This window comes from Catellatospora sp. KI3 (assembly GCF_029948125.1).
Taxonomy (GTDB): domain Bacteria; phylum Actinomycetota; class Actinomycetes; order Mycobacteriales; family Micromonosporaceae; genus Catellatospora.
The window spans coordinates 196,648-212,917 of the sequence record NZ_JASAMB010000003.1; the positions used below are offsets into that span (position 1 = coordinate 196,648).

Below are 16,270 nucleotides of genomic sequence, written 5' to 3' on the forward strand. Positions count from 1 at the left end.
TGATGCCGGACACACAGGTCATCGTCGCCGGCGGCGGTCCGGTCGGGCTCGCCGCCGCGGTCGAACTGGGCCGCAGAGGCGTGCGGGTGCTGGTCGTCGAACCGCGCCGGACCGTGTCGCGGGCCCGGCCGCGGTGCAAGACGATCAGCGTACGGTCGATGGAGCACCTGCGGCGGTGGGGCGTCGCCGACGAGCTGCGCAGCCGCGCGCCGCTGTCCACCGGCTGGTCGCAGGACGTCGTGTTCTGCACGTCGCTGACCGGGTTCGAGCTGTCGCGCTTCACCGGTGTCCTGGGGCTGGCCCCCGAGGGCGACCGCTTCCCGGAGCTGGGCCAGCAGGTGCCGCAGTACCTGCTGGAGGAGCTGCTGCGCGACGTGGTCGCCGAGCTGCCGAGCTGCACGCTGCTCACCGGACGGTCGGTCACCGACGTGGCACAGGACGAGCACGAGGTGCGGGTGACGGTCCGCGACGAGCACGGTCACGAGACCACCGTGACGGCCGAGTACGTGATCGGCGCCGACGGCCCGCGCAGCACCGTACGCGACCGGATCGGCGCCGCCTACGAGGGCGAGCACGCGCTGCGGCCGAACTTCGGCATGGTCTTCACCGCGCCCGACCTTTGGCCCCGGGTACGCCACGGCACCGCCGTGCACTACTGGATCGTCAACCCGCAGGCCCCGGCGCTGATGGGACCGATCGACCGCGACGGCACCTGGTGGATGATCGCGTTCGGCGTCGACCGCGAGACCGGCGAACGCGACGCCCGCCGGCTCATCGCCGCCGCCGCCGGGACGAGCGTCGACGCGACGGTGCTGTCCACCGACCCGTGGACGGCGCGGATGCAGCTCGTCGACCGGATGCGCCAGGGCCGGGTGTTCCTGGCCGGCGACGCCGCGCACCTCAACCCGCCGTTCGGCGGCCACGGCCTCAACACCGGGCTCGGCGACGCCGTGGATCTGGGCTGGAAGCTGGCCGCGGTCCTCGCCGGCTGGGGCGGGCCGGCGCTGCTGGACAGCTACGAGGGGGAGCGGCGCCCGATCCAGCAGCGGGTGATCCGCGAGGCCACCGCGAACATGGCGGTCACCTCGACCGAGCTGCTCGCCGACAACCTCGCCGCCGACGACGACGCGGGCCGGCTGGCCCGGCAGGCCGCCGACGGCCGGATCCAGGCGACCAAGCACGCCGAGTTCCACTCCCTGGAGCTCGTCCTCGACATCCGGATCGACGGATCGCCGGTGCTCGCCCCCGGGGACCGGGCCGCTGTCGGCGCCCGCCTGGCCCACGCCTGGCTCGACGGGCGGTCGCTGTTCGACGAGCTCGGCCCCGGGCTGACCCTGCTGGTGCTGACCCGCGAGGCCGCGCCGCAGGCGGATCTGATCGAGCGGGCCGCGGCCCGCCGGGCGGTGCCGCTGGCGCGCCTGGATCTGGCCGACCGCGGGCTGCGCTCCCGGTACGGGGCCGACCTGCTGCTGGTACGCCCGGACCAGTACGTCGCCTGGGCCGGTGACCACGCCGCGGCCGCCGACGGTGTGATCGACCTGGTCCGTGGGGCAGGGCGCGGCTGAGCTCAGCCGCCCGCGGCGCCGTTGGGCCGGTCCTTGCGCAGCGCCAGCAGCGCGATCTGCTCGTTGTGCGCCAGGTGCTGGTGCATCGCGCTCGCGGCGATCTCCGGGTCCCGCTGCCGGAAGGCCGCCACCAGGTCCAGGTGGGCGTGCTCGCGGCGGTCGTGCTCGTGGGGGTCGGGATCGAGGCTGCCGAAGCCGATCCGGATGTAGCGTTCGGCGGCCCGGCTCAGGGTCAGCAGGATCCGCAGGTCCCAGCTGGTCGCGGCGGGGGCCAGCAGCGCCAGGTGCCACGCGTGGTGGGCCTCGTAGATCTCGTTCATGGTGCGCCGCTCGTCGCCGAACTCGGAGGCTTCGCGCTGCAGGCGGTCGAGTTCGGCGTCGGACAGCAGCCGGCAGGAGCGCTGGGCGATCTCGGGCTCCAGCCGCCGTCGCAGCCGGTAGATGCTCTGCAGCTCGTCGAGGTCGAGGGGGGCCACGGCGGCACTGCGGCCGGGCCGCATGTGCACCAGTCCCTGGCTTTCGAGACTGCGCAGGGCCTCGCGGACGGGGATGATGCTGACCTTGAGCATCTCGGCGAGCTCTCGCAGCGAGAACTCCTGGCCCGGGGGCAGCGCGCCGGACAGGATGGAGCGGCGCAGTTCCGTCATCACCTGGTCGGCCACGGACCGGGACTCGATCGGGCGCACGGCCGCTGTCTCCACGTGCGTCTCCCTCGCTGCCGCTGGACGGCATCAACTATAACGGCGCGCGGCCGCCGCCGAGCTGAGGGCTGGCGGCTCGTCGGCCTGTCAGTGTTATATATGATAACAACGCTCACTTGGAGGTACGCGATGACCATGACGGCAGCGACCGCCGGCCAGCTTCGACAGCAGGTGCTGGCCGAGATCGAGCAACGAGTGCTGTGGCTCTCGACCACGATGATCGACCACGCGAACCGGGTCAGGCCCAATCCGAGCGGCCTGAAGGTCGGCGGGCACCAGGCGTCGAGCGCCTCCCTGGCGACGATCATGACGGCGCTGTGGTTCGACCGGCTGACCTCGGCCGACCGGGTGTCGGTCAAGCCGCATGCCTCGCCGGTCCTGCACGCGATCAACTACCTGCTCGGCGACCTCGACGAGCGGTATCTGGGCACGCTGCGCGCGTTCGGGGGACTGCAGAGCTACCCCAGCCGGGCCAAGGACCCCGACCCCGTCGACTACTCGACCGGGTCGGTCGGCATCGGGGCGACCGCGCCGATCTGGGGCGCGCTGGCCCGCCGATACGTCAACGCCACCGGTGCGGCAACGGGTGTCGGCAGGCAGTACTCGCTGGTCGGTGACGCCGAACTCGACGAGGGCGCGGTCTGGGAGGCCGTCGGCGACCCGATGGTCGCGGGCCTGGGCGAGGTCTGCTGGATCGTCGACCTCAACCGGCAGTCGCTGGACCGGGTGGTGCCGCACCTGGCGGTGAACCGGCTGCAGGCGATGTTCGCCGCGTCCGGCTGGCAGGTGCTGACGGCCAAGTACGGCACCGTGCTGACCGGCCTGTTCGAGCGGCCGGGCGGCCCGGCGCTGCGCCGCCGCCTGGACGAGATGCCCAACGCCGAGTACCAGCGGCTGCTGCGGTGCACCGCGACGGAGCTGCGCGACCGGCTGCCCGGCGCGGGCGCCGACGACGACGCGCTGCGCGGGCTGCTGGCGGGCCTGGACGACGCGACGCTCACCGCGGCGGTCCGCAACCTGGGCGGCCACGACCTGCGCACGCTGGGGGAGATGTTCGACGCGATCGACGACACCCGGCCGACGGTGATCTTCGCGTACACGATCAAGGGTTACGGCCTGTCGACGCAGGGCCATCCGCAGAACCACTCGTCGATGCTGTCGCTGGCGCAGCTCACAGAACTGGCCGAGCGGGTCGGCATGTCCGTCGCCGCGCCCTGGCGACGCTTCGACGCGGCGTCGCCCGCAGGCCGGCTGTGCGACGAGGTCGCGGCCCGGCTGCACCGCGACCCGGTGCCCCCGCCGACCGCGGCGCCGGTCCCGGCCGACCTGGGCCGCACCCCGACCGGCACCGGCAGCACCCAGGCGGCCCTGGGCCGGACCCTGCTGGACCTGACCCGGCAGGCCCCGCAGGCGGCTTCGCGGATCGTCACGGTCGCACCCGACGTGGCCTCCTCGACCAACCTCGGCGGCTGGATCAACAAGGTCGGCGTCTGGTCGGCCGACGACCGGCACGACTGGTTCGCCGACGACCCCGAGACGATCCTGCACTGGCGCGAGCGCTCCACCGGCCAGCACATCGAACTGGGCATCGCCGAGGGCAACCTGGTGGGCCTGCTCGGCGAACTCGGCGCGACGTGGAGCCGGTGGGGCGAGCCGCTGCTGCCGGTCGGGGTGCTCTACGACCCGTTCCTGGAGCGGGCGTTGGAGCCCTGGTCGTTCGGCATCTACGCCGGCGGCCAGTCGATCCTGGTCGGCACTCCGGCCGGGGTGACGCTCGCCGCCGAGGGCGGCGCCCACCAGTCCATCAAGACGCCGTCGATCGGGCTGGAGCAGCCCGGCTGCGTCAGCTACGAACCGGCCTTCGCGCTGGATCTGGAGTGGACGCTGCTGGCCTGCCTGGCGCAGCTCGGCCGGCCGGACGGGCGCAGCGCCTACCTGCGGCTGTCGTCGCGCCCGGTCGAGCAGGCCCTGGCGGGCGTGCCGGGCGACCCGGCGGCGCGTGAGCACCGCCGCCGCCAGGTCGTCGCCGGCGCCTACCTGTGGCGCCGCTGCCAGGCCAAGCCCGACGTCACCATCGCGGCGATGGGTGCGCTGATGCCCGAGGCGCTGACGGCGGCCGACCGGTTGGCCGCCGCGGGCGTCGCCGCCGACGTGGTCTGCGTGACCAGTGCCGGACTGCTGTTCGAGGCGGTGCAGGCCCGCTCCGGCCGCCTCGACGCCCCGAGCTGGATCCTGGACGCCGCGCTGCCCGCCGAGCGGGCGGCGCCGCTGGTCACCGTGCTGGACGGGCACCCGCACACGCTGGCGTTCCTGGCCGGCGTCCACCGGGTCCGGGCGCACCACCTGGGCGTGACGCGCTTCGGCCAGTCCGGTGACCTGGAGCAGGTGTACCGCTACCACCGCATCGACGCCGACAGCATCATCGCCGCCGCGCTCGACGTCCGCTGACGCCCAGCCGGAGGCGGGCACCGTCCGGCTATTGCTGTTATCACATATAGCACGTAGCCTCGCTGTAACGAACCAGCCGCTCGGCGCCGGGCGCACTTCGCCGCCGACGGCGCGAAAGGTGCGCTAAGCAGGACCTGTACGCCGGCCGACCGTGGGCCCGAGCCACGGCATACCGCACACCGTCCATTAGGAGACCCCGCATGAGCTCCCCAGCAGATCTGACCCGCGACGAGATCATCGCCGCCAACCTCGCGGCCGTCGACGTGCACTTCCACAACGAGAACGTCGAGAGCATCGACAAGGCCATCTCCGTCTACACCGACGACATCGTGTGGGAGGTCCCGGCCCGCGGCCTGGTGCTGCGGGACGTGGAGGAGGTCAAGCAGGAGTACCTGAAGATCTTCAGCTCGATGAACATCCACAAGATCACGAACCTGCACCGGTTCGCGACCGAGGAGTGGGTGTTCGACGACAGCATCTTCGAATGGACCATCACCGGCGACGGATTCCGCAACGCCCCGTTCCCGGTGGGCACCACCGTCAGCATCCGGCTGCTGCACGCGTTCAAGATGCGCGACGGCAAGATCTGCCGCGAGCACGGCTACGAGATCTGGCGCGACATCAACGACCGCGACCGCGTCAACGACGACATCCCCGCCGACGCCACCGTCGAAGTGTTCCACTGACCCACCCGGTGCCCGCACCCGTCGCGCCGGAGCCACCGCCGACGACGTCGAGGCGCTGCCCAGCCACCTGCCGCAGGCTCGACAGCGCCTCGACGACCCCGCTCACCACCAGCAACCGAAGGAACGTCCATGGCTGACTGCCTCATGTGCACCCAGGAGACCGCCGACGAGAACTCGGTCGTGTTCCGCGACCAGCTGTGGGCGGCCGAGGTCGTGGCCGGATACGACGTACCGGGCTGGCTCATCCTTCGGGTACGCCGCCACGCCGAACGCATCACCGGCCTCGACCAGGCAGAACTGGCCACCTTCGCCCAGCGCACCCAGGACGTCGTCGCGGCGGTCACCGAGGTCACCGGCGCCCCGGCGACCTACCTGATGGTCTTCGGGGAGGCCTACCCGCACTTCCACGCCCTCATCGCACCCCGCGGCGAGGACGTCCCCGCCGAGATGCGAGCCGGCAACATCCTCAACCTGCGCCGCGACCACGCCGCACCGGCCGCTGCCGCGGCGCTCGTACCGGACCTGCGGGCGGCGTACCAGCGCCGTGCCCACGCCGCGTCCGCAGCCGCGTGACCCCGCCCGGAGCAGAAAGCGAGCGCCAGGACATGCCAGCCACGGTCATCAGCAACGTCCGGGTCTTCGACGGAGCACAGCTCGGCGCCCCGACCACCGTGCTGCTGCACGACGGGCTCATCGGCGCCGGCCCCGCGCCGCGGGCAGCCGAACACGTCGACGGCCGCGGCGGAGCCCTGCTGCCCGGCTTCATCGACACCCACGCCCACATCGACGACGCCGCCCAGCTGCGCGCCATGGCCCAATGGGGCGTGACGACCGTACTGGACATGGGCGCGGCGCACCTCGACGCGACGATGAGTCTCAAAGACCGCCCCGGCCTGCCGACCCTCAAGACCGCCGGCCGGGTCGCCAGCGGCCCAGGCTCCATGTTCATCACGAAGATGGGCTTCCCCGCCTCCACCGGCGTCACCGGACCCGGCGACGCCGCCCGCTTCGTCGCCGACCGGGTCGCCGAACGCTCCGACTACCTGAAAATCATCGTCGAGGACCCGAAGATCCCCGGGTCCAAGCCGCTGCCCGCCGACACCGTCGCGGCGCTGGTCACCGCCGCCCACGCCGCGGGCCTATGCACCGTGGCCCACGTGGTCAGCATCGACACCCTGCGCACCGCGCTGACCGCAGGCGTCGACATCGTCACCCACACCCCGGTGGCCGGCACCCTGGACGACAGCCTGCGGCACCGGATCGCCGAAAGCGACGTCGCCGTCATCCCGACCCTGGCGATGATGGACGGCGTCGTGCACACCATCGGCGGCCGGCTGCCCATGCGGCTGCTCTCCCTGGTCGTGCCCGGCCTGCGCATGAGATACCACCACGCGGAATCGGTCGTGGCGGCGTTCGCGGCAGCCGGGAGGGCGATCCTGGTGGGCACCGACGCGAACAGCAACCACGACTCGCCCTTCCAGCCGCCGTACGGGCAGTCGCTGCACGACGAACTCGCCCGCCTCGTCGCCGCCGGACTGACCCCCGCGCAGGCGCTGCGCGGCGCGACCTCGCTCGCCGCGGACACCTTCGCGCTGACCGACCGCGGCACGATCTCCCCCGGCAGCAGGGCCGACGTCGTCCTCATCGACGGCGACCCGACCCGCGACATCGCCGCCACCCGCGCCATCCGCGGGGTGTGGATCGCCGGCGACCGCGTCAGACCGGAAGGGACGAACCGTTGATCCTCGTCACCGCGGCGAACGGCAACCAGGGGCGGCTGCTCGTACCGAAACTGCTCGCGTCGGGCCTGTCCGTCCGCGCCTGCGTCCAGACCGAACGCTCCGCCGGGCGGCTGCGCGCACTGGGCGTCACCGACGTGGTCGTCGGCGACATCACCGAACCGGAGATCCTGGCCGGAGCCGTCAAAGGCGTCGAGAAGATCTACCACATCGGACCGACGCTGCACCCCCGTGAACGGGACATGGGCATGGCCCTGGTCGACGCGGCCCGCGCCGAAGGCGTACCCCACTTCGTGTTCAGCTCGGTGCTGCACGCGATCACCACCGACCTGGTCCAGCACGAGATCAAACGCGACGTCGAGGAGCACCTGCTGTCCTCCGGGCTGGAGTTCACCATCCTCCAGCCGTCCAACTACATGCTCCCGCTCAAGCTCCGACCGGTCTTCGAGCGCGGCGTCTTCGAACTGTCCTGGTCACTGGAGCGCCGCCAGTCACTGGTCGACCTCGGCGACGTCACCGACGTGGCGCACGCCGTGCTGACCGACGGCGCGCGGCACGCCGGCGCCACCTACGAACTGGTGGGGCCGGGCCGCTACACCGCCCACGAACTAGCCGAGATCATGAGCCGGGTGCTCGGCCGGCCCATCGAGGTCCGCGAGATCGACGCCGACACCTACCTCAGGGCATGGGTCGGCGACACCGACCCGCGGCAGGTCGCCCACCAGGTCCGAGTGCTCCGCGCGATCACCGCCCGCTACAGCAGCCACGACTTCGTGGGCAACCCCAACGTGCTGACCTGGCTGCTGCGGCGGCCACCCACCACCTTCGAGGACTACGTGCGCGCCCAGTACACGGCATTCACCCGGCAGGACAGCCCATGGAACTGACCGGCAACACCATCCTGATCACCGGCGGCGGCTCCGGCATCGGCCGCGGCCTGGCCGAGGAGCTGCACCGCCGAGGCAACCAGGTCATCATCGCCGGCCGCCGGGCCGCGCTGCTCGACGAGGTCGCCGCAGGCTGCCCCGGCATGAGCACCGTGACCATGGACGTGTCCGACGCGGCAAGCATCCAACGCGTGACCGCGCAGGTGCTCGCCGACCATCCCGCGCTCAACGTCGTCATCAGCAACGCCGGCATCATGTCCGGCGACGACCCCGGCCGGCCCGTCGACGACGGCCTGCTGACCGCCACCGTCGCCACCAACCTGCTCGGGCCGATCCGCCTGGTCTCAGCACTGATCGACCACCTGCACCGGCAACCGGCGGCGACCATCGTCATCGTCTCCTCGATGCTCGGCTACGCGCCGCTGGCGTCGTCGTCCATCTACTCCGCGACCAAGGCGGCGCTGCACTCCTACACCCTTTCGCTGCGCTACCGGCTCCAGGGCAGCTCGATCGAGGTCCTGGAGATCGCACCGCCGTACACCCAGACCGCGCTGATGGATGTCAACCTCACCGACGCTCGCGCCATGCCGCTGGCCGAGTACCTCGCCGAGACCATGCGAGTACTGGAGACCGACGAGGTGGAGATCCTCGTCGAACGGGCGCGGCAGCGCCGCGACGCGCAACGTCCGGACGAAGTCGGCGTGACGACCCGGTTCAACGACCTCATGAACACCCGGCAGTAGCCGATCGCGGCGTTGGCGGCCGCTTGGCTGAGCGAGGTCTTCGAAGCCTCCCGGCGGACCTGCGCCGGTTTCTGCGACGCGATCATCCGCGCGGCGGCACCTGACCTGTTCACGTCGCGCACCGGCGTGAAACCGGGCAGCAGGACATCGGCGACGCACGATACGGTGTGCGACGGCGGGGGCCTCGGTAGCGCGATGAGGTATTGCTTCGGCTCCCGTCGACGATCGCCGCAGCATGGCTCGTGCCCCTCCTGCGGCAGTCCGCCGCCTCGCGCCGAAGGAGTCCGTCTTTGCCCACCCGTGCACCCCACCTCGCCGTCCGGGTCGTCGCGCTGGTATCAGCCGCCTGCACGCTGATCGCCTGCGGGACCGGGTCCGATTCGGACCTGCCGACCATTCCCATCGCCGTCGCGGCGTCGACGTCGCCGGCCGCGCCACTGACCGCGCCTGAGTACCAGCAGCTGCTCGCCGCCGCCGACGCCGAACTGCGCACCGCCGTGGCGGGCTTCGCGCCCGCACGTACCAGCGGGGCCGTCCGAGCGGCCAGCGACGCCCTGTCCAAGACCGCGGCAGCCGTCCGCACCCGGCTCATGGCAGCGGTGGTGCCGCCGTCGGCGACATCCGGCCACGCGTCGCTGCTGCGTGCGCTGGACACCTTGGCGTTCCAGGCGAAGGGCGGCGGCTCGCTGTGCGCGGGGTCGGCCGCGCTCGCCGCGCTGAGCCAGTCTCCGGCGGTCGCCGACCTGCGTGCGGCGGCTGACACGCTCGCCAAGGCCGACCCGACGTTCCAGTTCGGCAAGTCACTGCCGGGCAGGACGCAACTGGCCAACCGCAGGCTCACCAACGGGACGATGGTCAAGAAGCTGTCCTCGCGCGGACCGGGTGAACTGAAGGTCACGAACGCGTCCAGTGACGCCGTGATCAGCCTGGTGAGGTCCGGCAGCAAGAGCCCCAGCGTGAGCGTGTACGTGCGCGGGTCGGGAAGTTACACGGTCAGGGGCGTGCCCAACGGCACCTACTCGGTGTTCTACACCAGCGGCAAGGACTGGGACGCGAAGGCCAAGGCCTTCACGCAGCAGTGCGCCTTCGCCAGGTTCGACGATCCGCTGAAGTACAGCACCAGCGGAGGCCAGTACACCATCTGGACGATCAGCCTGAAGAAGGTCGTCGGCGGCAACGCGTCGTCGAGTGCCGTCGATCCGGACGCCTTCCCCGGCTGACACCGACATGCCGGTGGGGCGCGGACATCATGCCGCGTCCCACCGGCTCCGCGATGCCGAGCAGCCCCGCCCGACGGAATCCCGTCACTGCCGCATGAAGCTGTCGGAGCGATACGCGGCATGCTTGGATGTCTATATGCAGACCGCGCCAGTTTCACCGTTGGATCCGCCGGCTCATGAGGTGTCCTGGGTCGAGCAAGCCGCCGAACTGGCCGGGGAGTTCGCGCAGCGGGCGGCCGAGTTCGACGAGACGGCGCAGCTGCCGACGGTGAACCTCCGTCGGCTGCACGAAGCGGGCTTCGACATGGCGTGGCTGCCGCACAACCACGGCGGCCAGGGCCTGTCCTGGGTGACGTTCGGCAGGGTGCTGGCGACGATCGCGAGCGCGTGCCCGTCGACGGCGACGATCTGGCTGATGCACCTGGGCGCGGCCTACGGCCTGGTGCACATGAGCGGCGAGGACAACGCCGGGTTCTTCGCGCGGGAACTGGCGGGCGGCAAGCGCTTCGCGAACGCACTGTCCGAGCCGACGAGCGGGAACCTGTTCCTCATGCCGCTGCAGACCGCCCGGCCCACCGACGGCGGGTTCGTGCTCGACGGGGCGAAGCGGTTCGTGTCAGGGTGCGAGATCGCGGACTATCTGCTCGTCAACGCGCTGGTCGACGACGCGCCCGCGTTCTTCGGCATCACCCCCGACGACACGCTCAAGCTGGTCCCCATCTGGGACAGCGTCGGGCTGCGCGCCACCCGCAGCCAGCTCATCACCTTCGAGGGCACCGTGCTTCCCGAGGACCGCAGGTGCACGAGGTTCACCGAGGAGCCGAACCCGATCCCCATCGGGCTGCCGTTCCTGTCTATCGGTGTCGCGGAGGCGGCGCTGGCCGCGCTGCGGCAGCACGCCGCCGGTCGGGTCATCCCGACCACGGGACAGCCCCTGGCTGACATGCAGTGGGTGCAGTTCGCCGCCGCGACCGAGCACGTACGCCTGCGAGCCGCGACGTTGCTGGCCGCGCACACGGCTTGGCTGGCTGATCAGCGTTCACCGCTGGCCAACCCGAGCTCGCTCGAGGCCAAGCTGCTGGCCAACGAGGTGGCCAAGGACGTGGCGGCGCTGGGCGTGAAGGTCGGCGGCGGGTCGGGGTACCTCAAGAACTCCCCGATCCAGAGGCACTTCCGCGATGCGCAGGCCGGGGCGCTCATGGCGTACTCGGCGGAAGTGTGCCAGGCGGAGATCGGCAAAGCGATCATGACCCCGTAACAGCGATCTGCGAGCGCACCTGCGGTCAGTTCAGCTCCCGGCCGCTTTGGCGTACCGGGAGCTGACCGGATCCGATTCGGGTCCGCGGGTTGCCGGGACCTCAGCGGGGCCGGGCACGGTGGTGCCCGTATCGACGGACGAGGGCCGGCGTCTACGCCTTGATCGCCGCGGTGATCCCGTCCCACAGCCGCACGCGAGCGTTGAGCGTCGAGGTGACGGCCGTCGCGCACTCCTGCCACTTCTGCTGGTCGTCACCGCACAGGTCGGCCAGCATCTGCATCGCCATCGGGGTGTGCTCCTCGTCGTCGACCTGGATGTGGCGGCGCAGGTAGTCGACGAAGAGGCCGAGGTTGCCGACGTTCTCGTTGACGTCGACGACCTGCTGGAACATCTCGGGGATGAGGTCCTCGCGGCCGAACGCGAACGCGGCGGCCTGGCAGTGCAGCGGCAGGGTCTGGATGAACGCGAACGTGCTGTTCACGAACTCGGCAGACGGGGCCGGGACCGCGACCGCCGCCAACGCCTCGGACACCGGCGTGCCGGAGCGGATCAGGTCGATGAACCGCTCGATGACCGAGGTGTCGGCACCGGCCTGCGCCATGCCCTGGAGGTACAGCTCGAAGTGGCTGATGAACCCGCCACCCAGCTCGTCACTCTCCTCCACCAGCACGATGTCGTTGATCAGGCGGCGGCTCGACGTCGGCCCAGCCGGGACCCACGGCACGTCCACGCAGGTCAGGCTGCGCTGCAACGACTTCAGCAGCGACATGAAGTCCCACACCGCGTAGACGTGGTGCTCCATGAAGGTCACGATGGCGGCGTGCGAGTCCAGCCGGGTGTACATCTCGTGCTTGACGACTTCCAGGCGGGTTGCCGCCACCGCCGCTTTGAGCTCGCTGATCCCCGCGTGGGTCTGATCCCATTCGTACCGTGACATAGCGCTGCCCTCCGCCAGAACTCAAGTGAGATTCGAGAAACCGATGGTTAACGAATTGCCAGAAGGCTAAGCCGGTTCGGTGGTGCCACACAACCCACCGGGGCAGCACTTTTCGCCTTTAAGTCGAGGCAGCCCTCAAGTTATCGCAAGAATATGAGGACCCCCTCCGGTTGTATGCTTGGCGGGTGACGCCACGCAAGCCGCCGCCGCTTCGCAAAGACGCGCGCCGAAACCGGACGGCATTACTGACCGCGGCCAAGGCCGCATTCGCGGAGGAGGGCCTCAACGCCACCCTGGAGGGCATCGCCCGCCGTGCCGAGGTGTCCATCGGCACGCTCTACCGCCACTTCCCGACCCGGATGGACCTGGTAGCCGTCGTCATCGCCGACAAGAAGCGGGCCTGGATCAAAGCCGCCGAAGCGGCCGTGGCGATGGAATCAGCCTGGGACGGGCTGGCCTTCTTCCTGGAGCGCACCTGCGAGCTGCAGGCCGGCGACCTCGCCTTCAACGACATCGCCTCGATGCGCTTCCCGCACGCACCCGGCATCGAAGCCGCCCGCAAACGCGCCTACGACCTCGGCGGCCGCATCATCGAGCGAGCCCAGGCGGAGGGAACCCTGCGGCCCGACCTCACCGCCGCGGACCTCGCCTTCATCGTCTGGGCCCAGTCCCGCATCAGCGAGGCCACCCACGCCGTCGACCCGGACGCATGGCGCCGCTACCTCGCCATCACCCTCGACGGCCTACGCGCGGGCGCGGCTCACCCGCTGGCCGTCACCCCCCTCCGCCCGCGCCAGGTCATGCGCGCCCAGCTGGAGCTCGGCCGTCGCCGCCTGCGCTGAGCCGGGCACCGGCCCGCCCAGCCGCCTTCCGGGGACCGGCCCGGTCGATCGGACGGTTGCCGACGGGTGCGCGACAGTGCGGAGAAATCGGGACCGGGTGCTCCATACAGTGCCGCCATGAGAGCGATCGTGAGATGGGCGACCGGTGCGGCTGTACTGGCGCTGGCTGCCGGGGTGTGGCCCGCCGCGTCCGCGGCGGCCGCTGACGGCGGTATCGGACTCGCCGTCCACACCGCCGCGGCGAGCTACGCGCAGGGTGAGCCGATTCTGCTGTCCCTGACCGTGACCAACGCGTCCGGCTCGGCTTGCGGGCTGGCCGCCGAGCCCGACGGCACGGTCCAGATCACCTCGGTACGCCGCGACGGCCAGGAACTCTCCCCGGCCCTCGGCCGGGTGTTCTACCCCGACGGACTCGGCTCGGCCGTCATCCGCGGTACCAGACTGGTCGAGCCGGGCGCGTCGGCGCAGGTCAGCCTGGTGAGCCTGCGGGTGCACGAGGGTACGGCCGGCGGCGGCGTCGTCCTGCCCGCCGTGGCGGCCACCGCCGGCGGCGGCGGCGTGAGCGCGCTGTGGCCGGTCGGCGCGCCGGGCCGGTACGAGGTCACGATGGGGTACGCGGTGCCGGTGCTGGGCGGCGCGGTCGAACCGTGTGCGGGCGCGGCGGAGGCCGCCGCCGTCGCGTTCACCGTGGGCGAGCCGGTCGGCACGTTCCCGTGGCTGTGGGTCCTGGCCGCGGTCGCGGCCCTGGCGGTGGCGGGCGTGCTCGTCTTCGTCCTCGTCAGGCGGCGGCGCGCGCCGGCGGCTCTGCTGCTGCTCGTCGCGCTGGTGGCGACCGTCGGGCTGGACGACCGGGCGGCGCAGGCCGCGATGACCCCGACGGGCAGCCGCCCGCTGGTCCGCTACACCGTCGACCCGTCGCGCGGCGTCCCGATCAAGAAGGTGGACTTCCCGGCGAAGGTCGCCGAGTGCATGGCCGAGTTCGAGAAGCCGGGCGGCGACCCGTCCGGGCTGCTGCCCCGGTTGAAGGACCCGGACACGCCGCTGGTGCGGATCTACCCGGTCACGGGGGAGTCGAAGACCTTCGAGACCCCGGCCAGCCCCGAGGGCGCGGGCACCTCCACCATCATCTGGGATCCGCTGTCGACCGAGCCGTACGGCGACGGGGTCGAGCGCGACCCCTGCGCGGCGCTGTACCACGAGCTCAACCACGCCGACGACGTCTCCCGTGACCGGGTGCCGCAGGGCGACTGCGGCGACACCGGCCTGTCCAAGGCCGAGGCCAGCGCGACGCTGCGCGAGAACGTCTACCGCAAGAACAAGAACCTCACCCAGCGCAGCGAGTACCTCGGCAAGAAGCTGCCCAAGAGCATGGCCGACTGCGACAAGAAGCCGCCGAAGAAGACTCCGCCGCCCAAGGGGCCCAAGACGATGTGCGAGGGCCTGAGCAGCAGCGGCTGCGGCAGCACCAACGGCGATCCGCACCTGGTCACGTTCGACCACGCCTACTACGACCTGCAGGCCGTGGGCGAGTTCACGCTGGTCCGCTCGGTGTCGGGGGACCGGCTGGAGGTGCAGGCCCGGCAGTCGCCGCTGGGGGACTGGCGCACCGCGTCGGTCAACACCGCCGTCGCGTTCGGTCTCGGCGACCACCGGGTCGCGCTCACCCTCACCGGCGGCCGGACCCGCGTCCACGTCGACGGTGAGCTCGTCGACGTGGCGCGGGGCGAGCGGGCGCTGCCGGGCGGGGGCACCCTGACCAGGCGGGAGTCCGACACCGGCCCCGCCGACGGCTACGACCTGAGCTGGCCCGACTCCTCCCGGGCGGCCGTGGACCAGATCGGCTCCTACGGGTACCGGCTCATCGTGAAGCTCGCCCCGTCCCGGGCCGGCAAGGTGCGGGGGCTGCTCGGCGACTTCGACGGCGACCCCGCCGACGACATCGCCCCGCCGACCGGCGCCGCGCTGACCCAGCCGGTGCCGTTCGAGCAGCTCTACCCCGCGTACGCGGACAGCTGGCGGATCACCCAGGACGGGTCCCTGTTCACCTACGACACCGGCCAGAGCACGCAGACGTTCACCGACCGCACCTTCCCGGACAGGCCGGTCGACCTCAGCGCCGAGCGTCGCGCCCAGGCGGAGGCGGTCTGCCGCTGGGCGGGCATCGTTAGCGCGCAGCAGTTCGCCGAATGCGTGTTCGACGTCGCGGTCACCGGACGGCCGGAGTTCGCCGTCAGCGGCGCCACCACGGAACTGGTCGCGCCGCCGCCACCGCCGCCGATCGCGGCCAAGCCGGTCGCGTCCGGGACGGTCGCCGCGGGCGGCGCAGGACTGACCTTCACCGGCCGCGCCGGAGACGCCGTCTACGTCGACATCGCCGCCCCGGCCCTGCCCGACTGGTGCGCGCCGTACCGGCTGCTCGACCCCACGGGCAGCGAGATCAGCAGCGGCTGCAACATCGGCGGCGCCGGCCGGATCGAACGGACCGCGCTCACCAAGGACGGCACGTACACCCTGAAGGTCGAGGGGAGGGCGGACGTCACCGGGACCGCGACCATGCGGGTGTACGCCGCCGCCGACGTCACCGGCACGATCACCCCCAACGGCGACCCGGTGTCCGTCACGATCGACGTGCCGGGCTCGATCGCCCGGTACACGTTCGCGGGCCGGGCGGGCCAGCGCGTCTACCTGGACGTGCCCAGCAGCGACCTGGCGGACCAGTGCGCGCCGCTGGAGCTGGTCGGCCCGTCCGGCGCCACGCTGAACTCCGGCTGCGTGATCAGCGGGTCGGGGTACGTCGACGGCTTCGTCCTGCCCGCCGACGGCACGTACACGATCCGGGTCGATCCGATCGAGCGCACCCTGGGCAGCGCCCGGCTGCGGCTGTACGCCGCGGCCGACGAGGTCGCGACGCTGACGCCCGGCGGGCCGCCGACGACGGCGACGGTCCGGCAGCCGGGAGCGGTGCTGGTATTCCGGTTCTCGGGCACCGCCGGCACTTCGGTGCGGCTGACCGTCACCGACTCCACGCTGGCCGACCAGTGCTCGCCGCTGGAGCTGCGTGCTCCGGGCGGCGACCTGGTCGCCACGGGCTGCGTGATCGGCGGGCAGGGCGGGATCGAGCCGGAGCCGCTGCCCTCGACCGGGACGTACACGATCGTCGTCGACGCGGTGCGCGGCACCAGCGGCGTGCTCACGCTCTCGCTGAGCTGACGGTCGACCGCGGGCCGGCGCCTGGACGGCGCCG

Annotated in this window: 13 protein-coding genes; 11 read left to right on the forward strand and 2 right to left on the reverse strand. The window is 71.8% G+C overall.

Features of this window, described 5'->3' with window-relative positions; translation table 11 throughout:
- The first annotated feature begins 2 nt into the window (after window positions 1–2).
- Complete coding sequence (locus tag QEZ54_RS07465; protein WP_281303738.1) at window positions 3–1,565, forward strand: FAD-dependent monooxygenase; 1,563 nt, start codon at window positions 3–5, stop codon at window positions 1,563–1,565.
- A gap of 2 nt (window positions 1,566–1,567) precedes the next feature.
- Here QEZ54_RS07465 and QEZ54_RS07470 read toward each other — a convergent pair whose 3' ends face one another.
- The gene (locus QEZ54_RS07470) at window positions 1,568–2,266 is read right to left on the reverse strand and encodes a GntR family transcriptional regulator (RefSeq protein ID WP_281303739.1); all 699 of its coding nucleotides are present in this window, start codon (window positions 2,264–2,266) and stop codon (window positions 1,568–1,570) included.
- Window positions 2,267–2,395: 129 nt separating this feature from the next.
- Here QEZ54_RS07470 and QEZ54_RS07475 point away from each other — a divergent pair, with 129 nt between their 5' ends.
- From QEZ54_RS07475 to QEZ54_RS07510, 8 genes are all read left to right on the forward strand, one after another.
- Window positions 2,396–4,714: a pyruvate dehydrogenase gene (locus QEZ54_RS07475; RefSeq protein ID WP_281303740.1), complete on the forward strand. Its 2,319-nt coding sequence runs from the start codon at window positions 2,396–2,398 to the stop codon at window positions 4,712–4,714.
- 200 nt (window positions 4,715–4,914) lie between these two features.
- A complete protein-coding gene (locus tag QEZ54_RS07480) occupies window positions 4,915–5,400 on the forward strand; it encodes a nuclear transport factor 2 family protein (RefSeq protein ID WP_281303741.1) in 486 nt (161 codons plus the stop codon).
- A gap of 129 nt (window positions 5,401–5,529) precedes the next feature.
- The gene (locus QEZ54_RS07485; RefSeq protein ID WP_281303742.1) at window positions 5,530–5,973 is read left to right on the forward strand and encodes a hypothetical protein; all 444 of its coding nucleotides are present in this window, start codon (window positions 5,530–5,532) and stop codon (window positions 5,971–5,973) included.
- Between the two features lie 32 nt (window positions 5,974–6,005).
- Window positions 6,006–7,142, forward strand: a complete 1,137-nt coding sequence (locus QEZ54_RS07490) for an amidohydrolase family protein (protein WP_281303743.1) — start codon at window positions 6,006–6,008, stop codon at window positions 7,140–7,142.
- Window positions 7,139–8,026: an NmrA family NAD(P)-binding protein gene (locus QEZ54_RS07495; RefSeq protein WP_281303744.1), complete on the forward strand. Its 888-nt coding sequence runs from the start codon at window positions 7,139–7,141 to the stop codon at window positions 8,024–8,026. The genes QEZ54_RS07490 and QEZ54_RS07495 overlap by 4 nt, the downstream gene beginning before the upstream one ends.
- Window positions 8,017–8,769: an SDR family NAD(P)-dependent oxidoreductase gene (locus tag QEZ54_RS07500; protein ID WP_281303745.1), complete on the forward strand. Its 753-nt coding sequence runs from the start codon at window positions 8,017–8,019 to the stop codon at window positions 8,767–8,769. The genes QEZ54_RS07495 and QEZ54_RS07500 overlap by 10 nt, the downstream gene beginning before the upstream one ends.
- Before the next feature lie 290 nt (window positions 8,770–9,059).
- Window positions 9,060–9,989, forward strand: a complete 930-nt coding sequence (locus tag QEZ54_RS07505) for a hypothetical protein (RefSeq protein WP_281303746.1) — start codon at window positions 9,060–9,062, stop codon at window positions 9,987–9,989.
- Between the two features lie 181 nt (window positions 9,990–10,170).
- Window positions 10,171–11,247: an acyl-CoA dehydrogenase family protein gene (locus tag QEZ54_RS07510; RefSeq protein WP_281303747.1), complete on the forward strand. Its 1,077-nt coding sequence runs from the start codon at window positions 10,171–10,173 to the stop codon at window positions 11,245–11,247.
- 151 nt (window positions 11,248–11,398) lie between these two features.
- Here the strand turns inward: QEZ54_RS07510 and QEZ54_RS07515 are convergent, their stop codons facing one another.
- Complete coding sequence (locus QEZ54_RS07515; RefSeq protein WP_281303748.1) at window positions 11,399–12,184, reverse strand: DUF3050 domain-containing protein; 786 nt, start codon at window positions 12,182–12,184, stop codon at window positions 11,399–11,401.
- Between the two features lie 185 nt (window positions 12,185–12,369).
- Between QEZ54_RS07515 and QEZ54_RS07520 the strand changes: the two genes are divergently transcribed.
- Both QEZ54_RS07520 and QEZ54_RS07525 read left to right on the forward strand, forming a co-directional pair.
- The gene (locus QEZ54_RS07520; RefSeq protein WP_281303749.1) at window positions 12,370–13,026 is read left to right on the forward strand and encodes a TetR family transcriptional regulator; all 657 of its coding nucleotides are present in this window, start codon (window positions 12,370–12,372) and stop codon (window positions 13,024–13,026) included.
- 117 nt (window positions 13,027–13,143) lie between these two features.
- Window positions 13,144–16,236 (forward strand): VWD domain-containing protein, encoded by a 3,093-nt coding sequence (locus QEZ54_RS07525; protein ID WP_281303750.1) that lies wholly within the window; start codon window positions 13,144–13,146, stop codon window positions 16,234–16,236.
- Window positions 16,237–16,270: the final 34 nt, after the last annotated feature.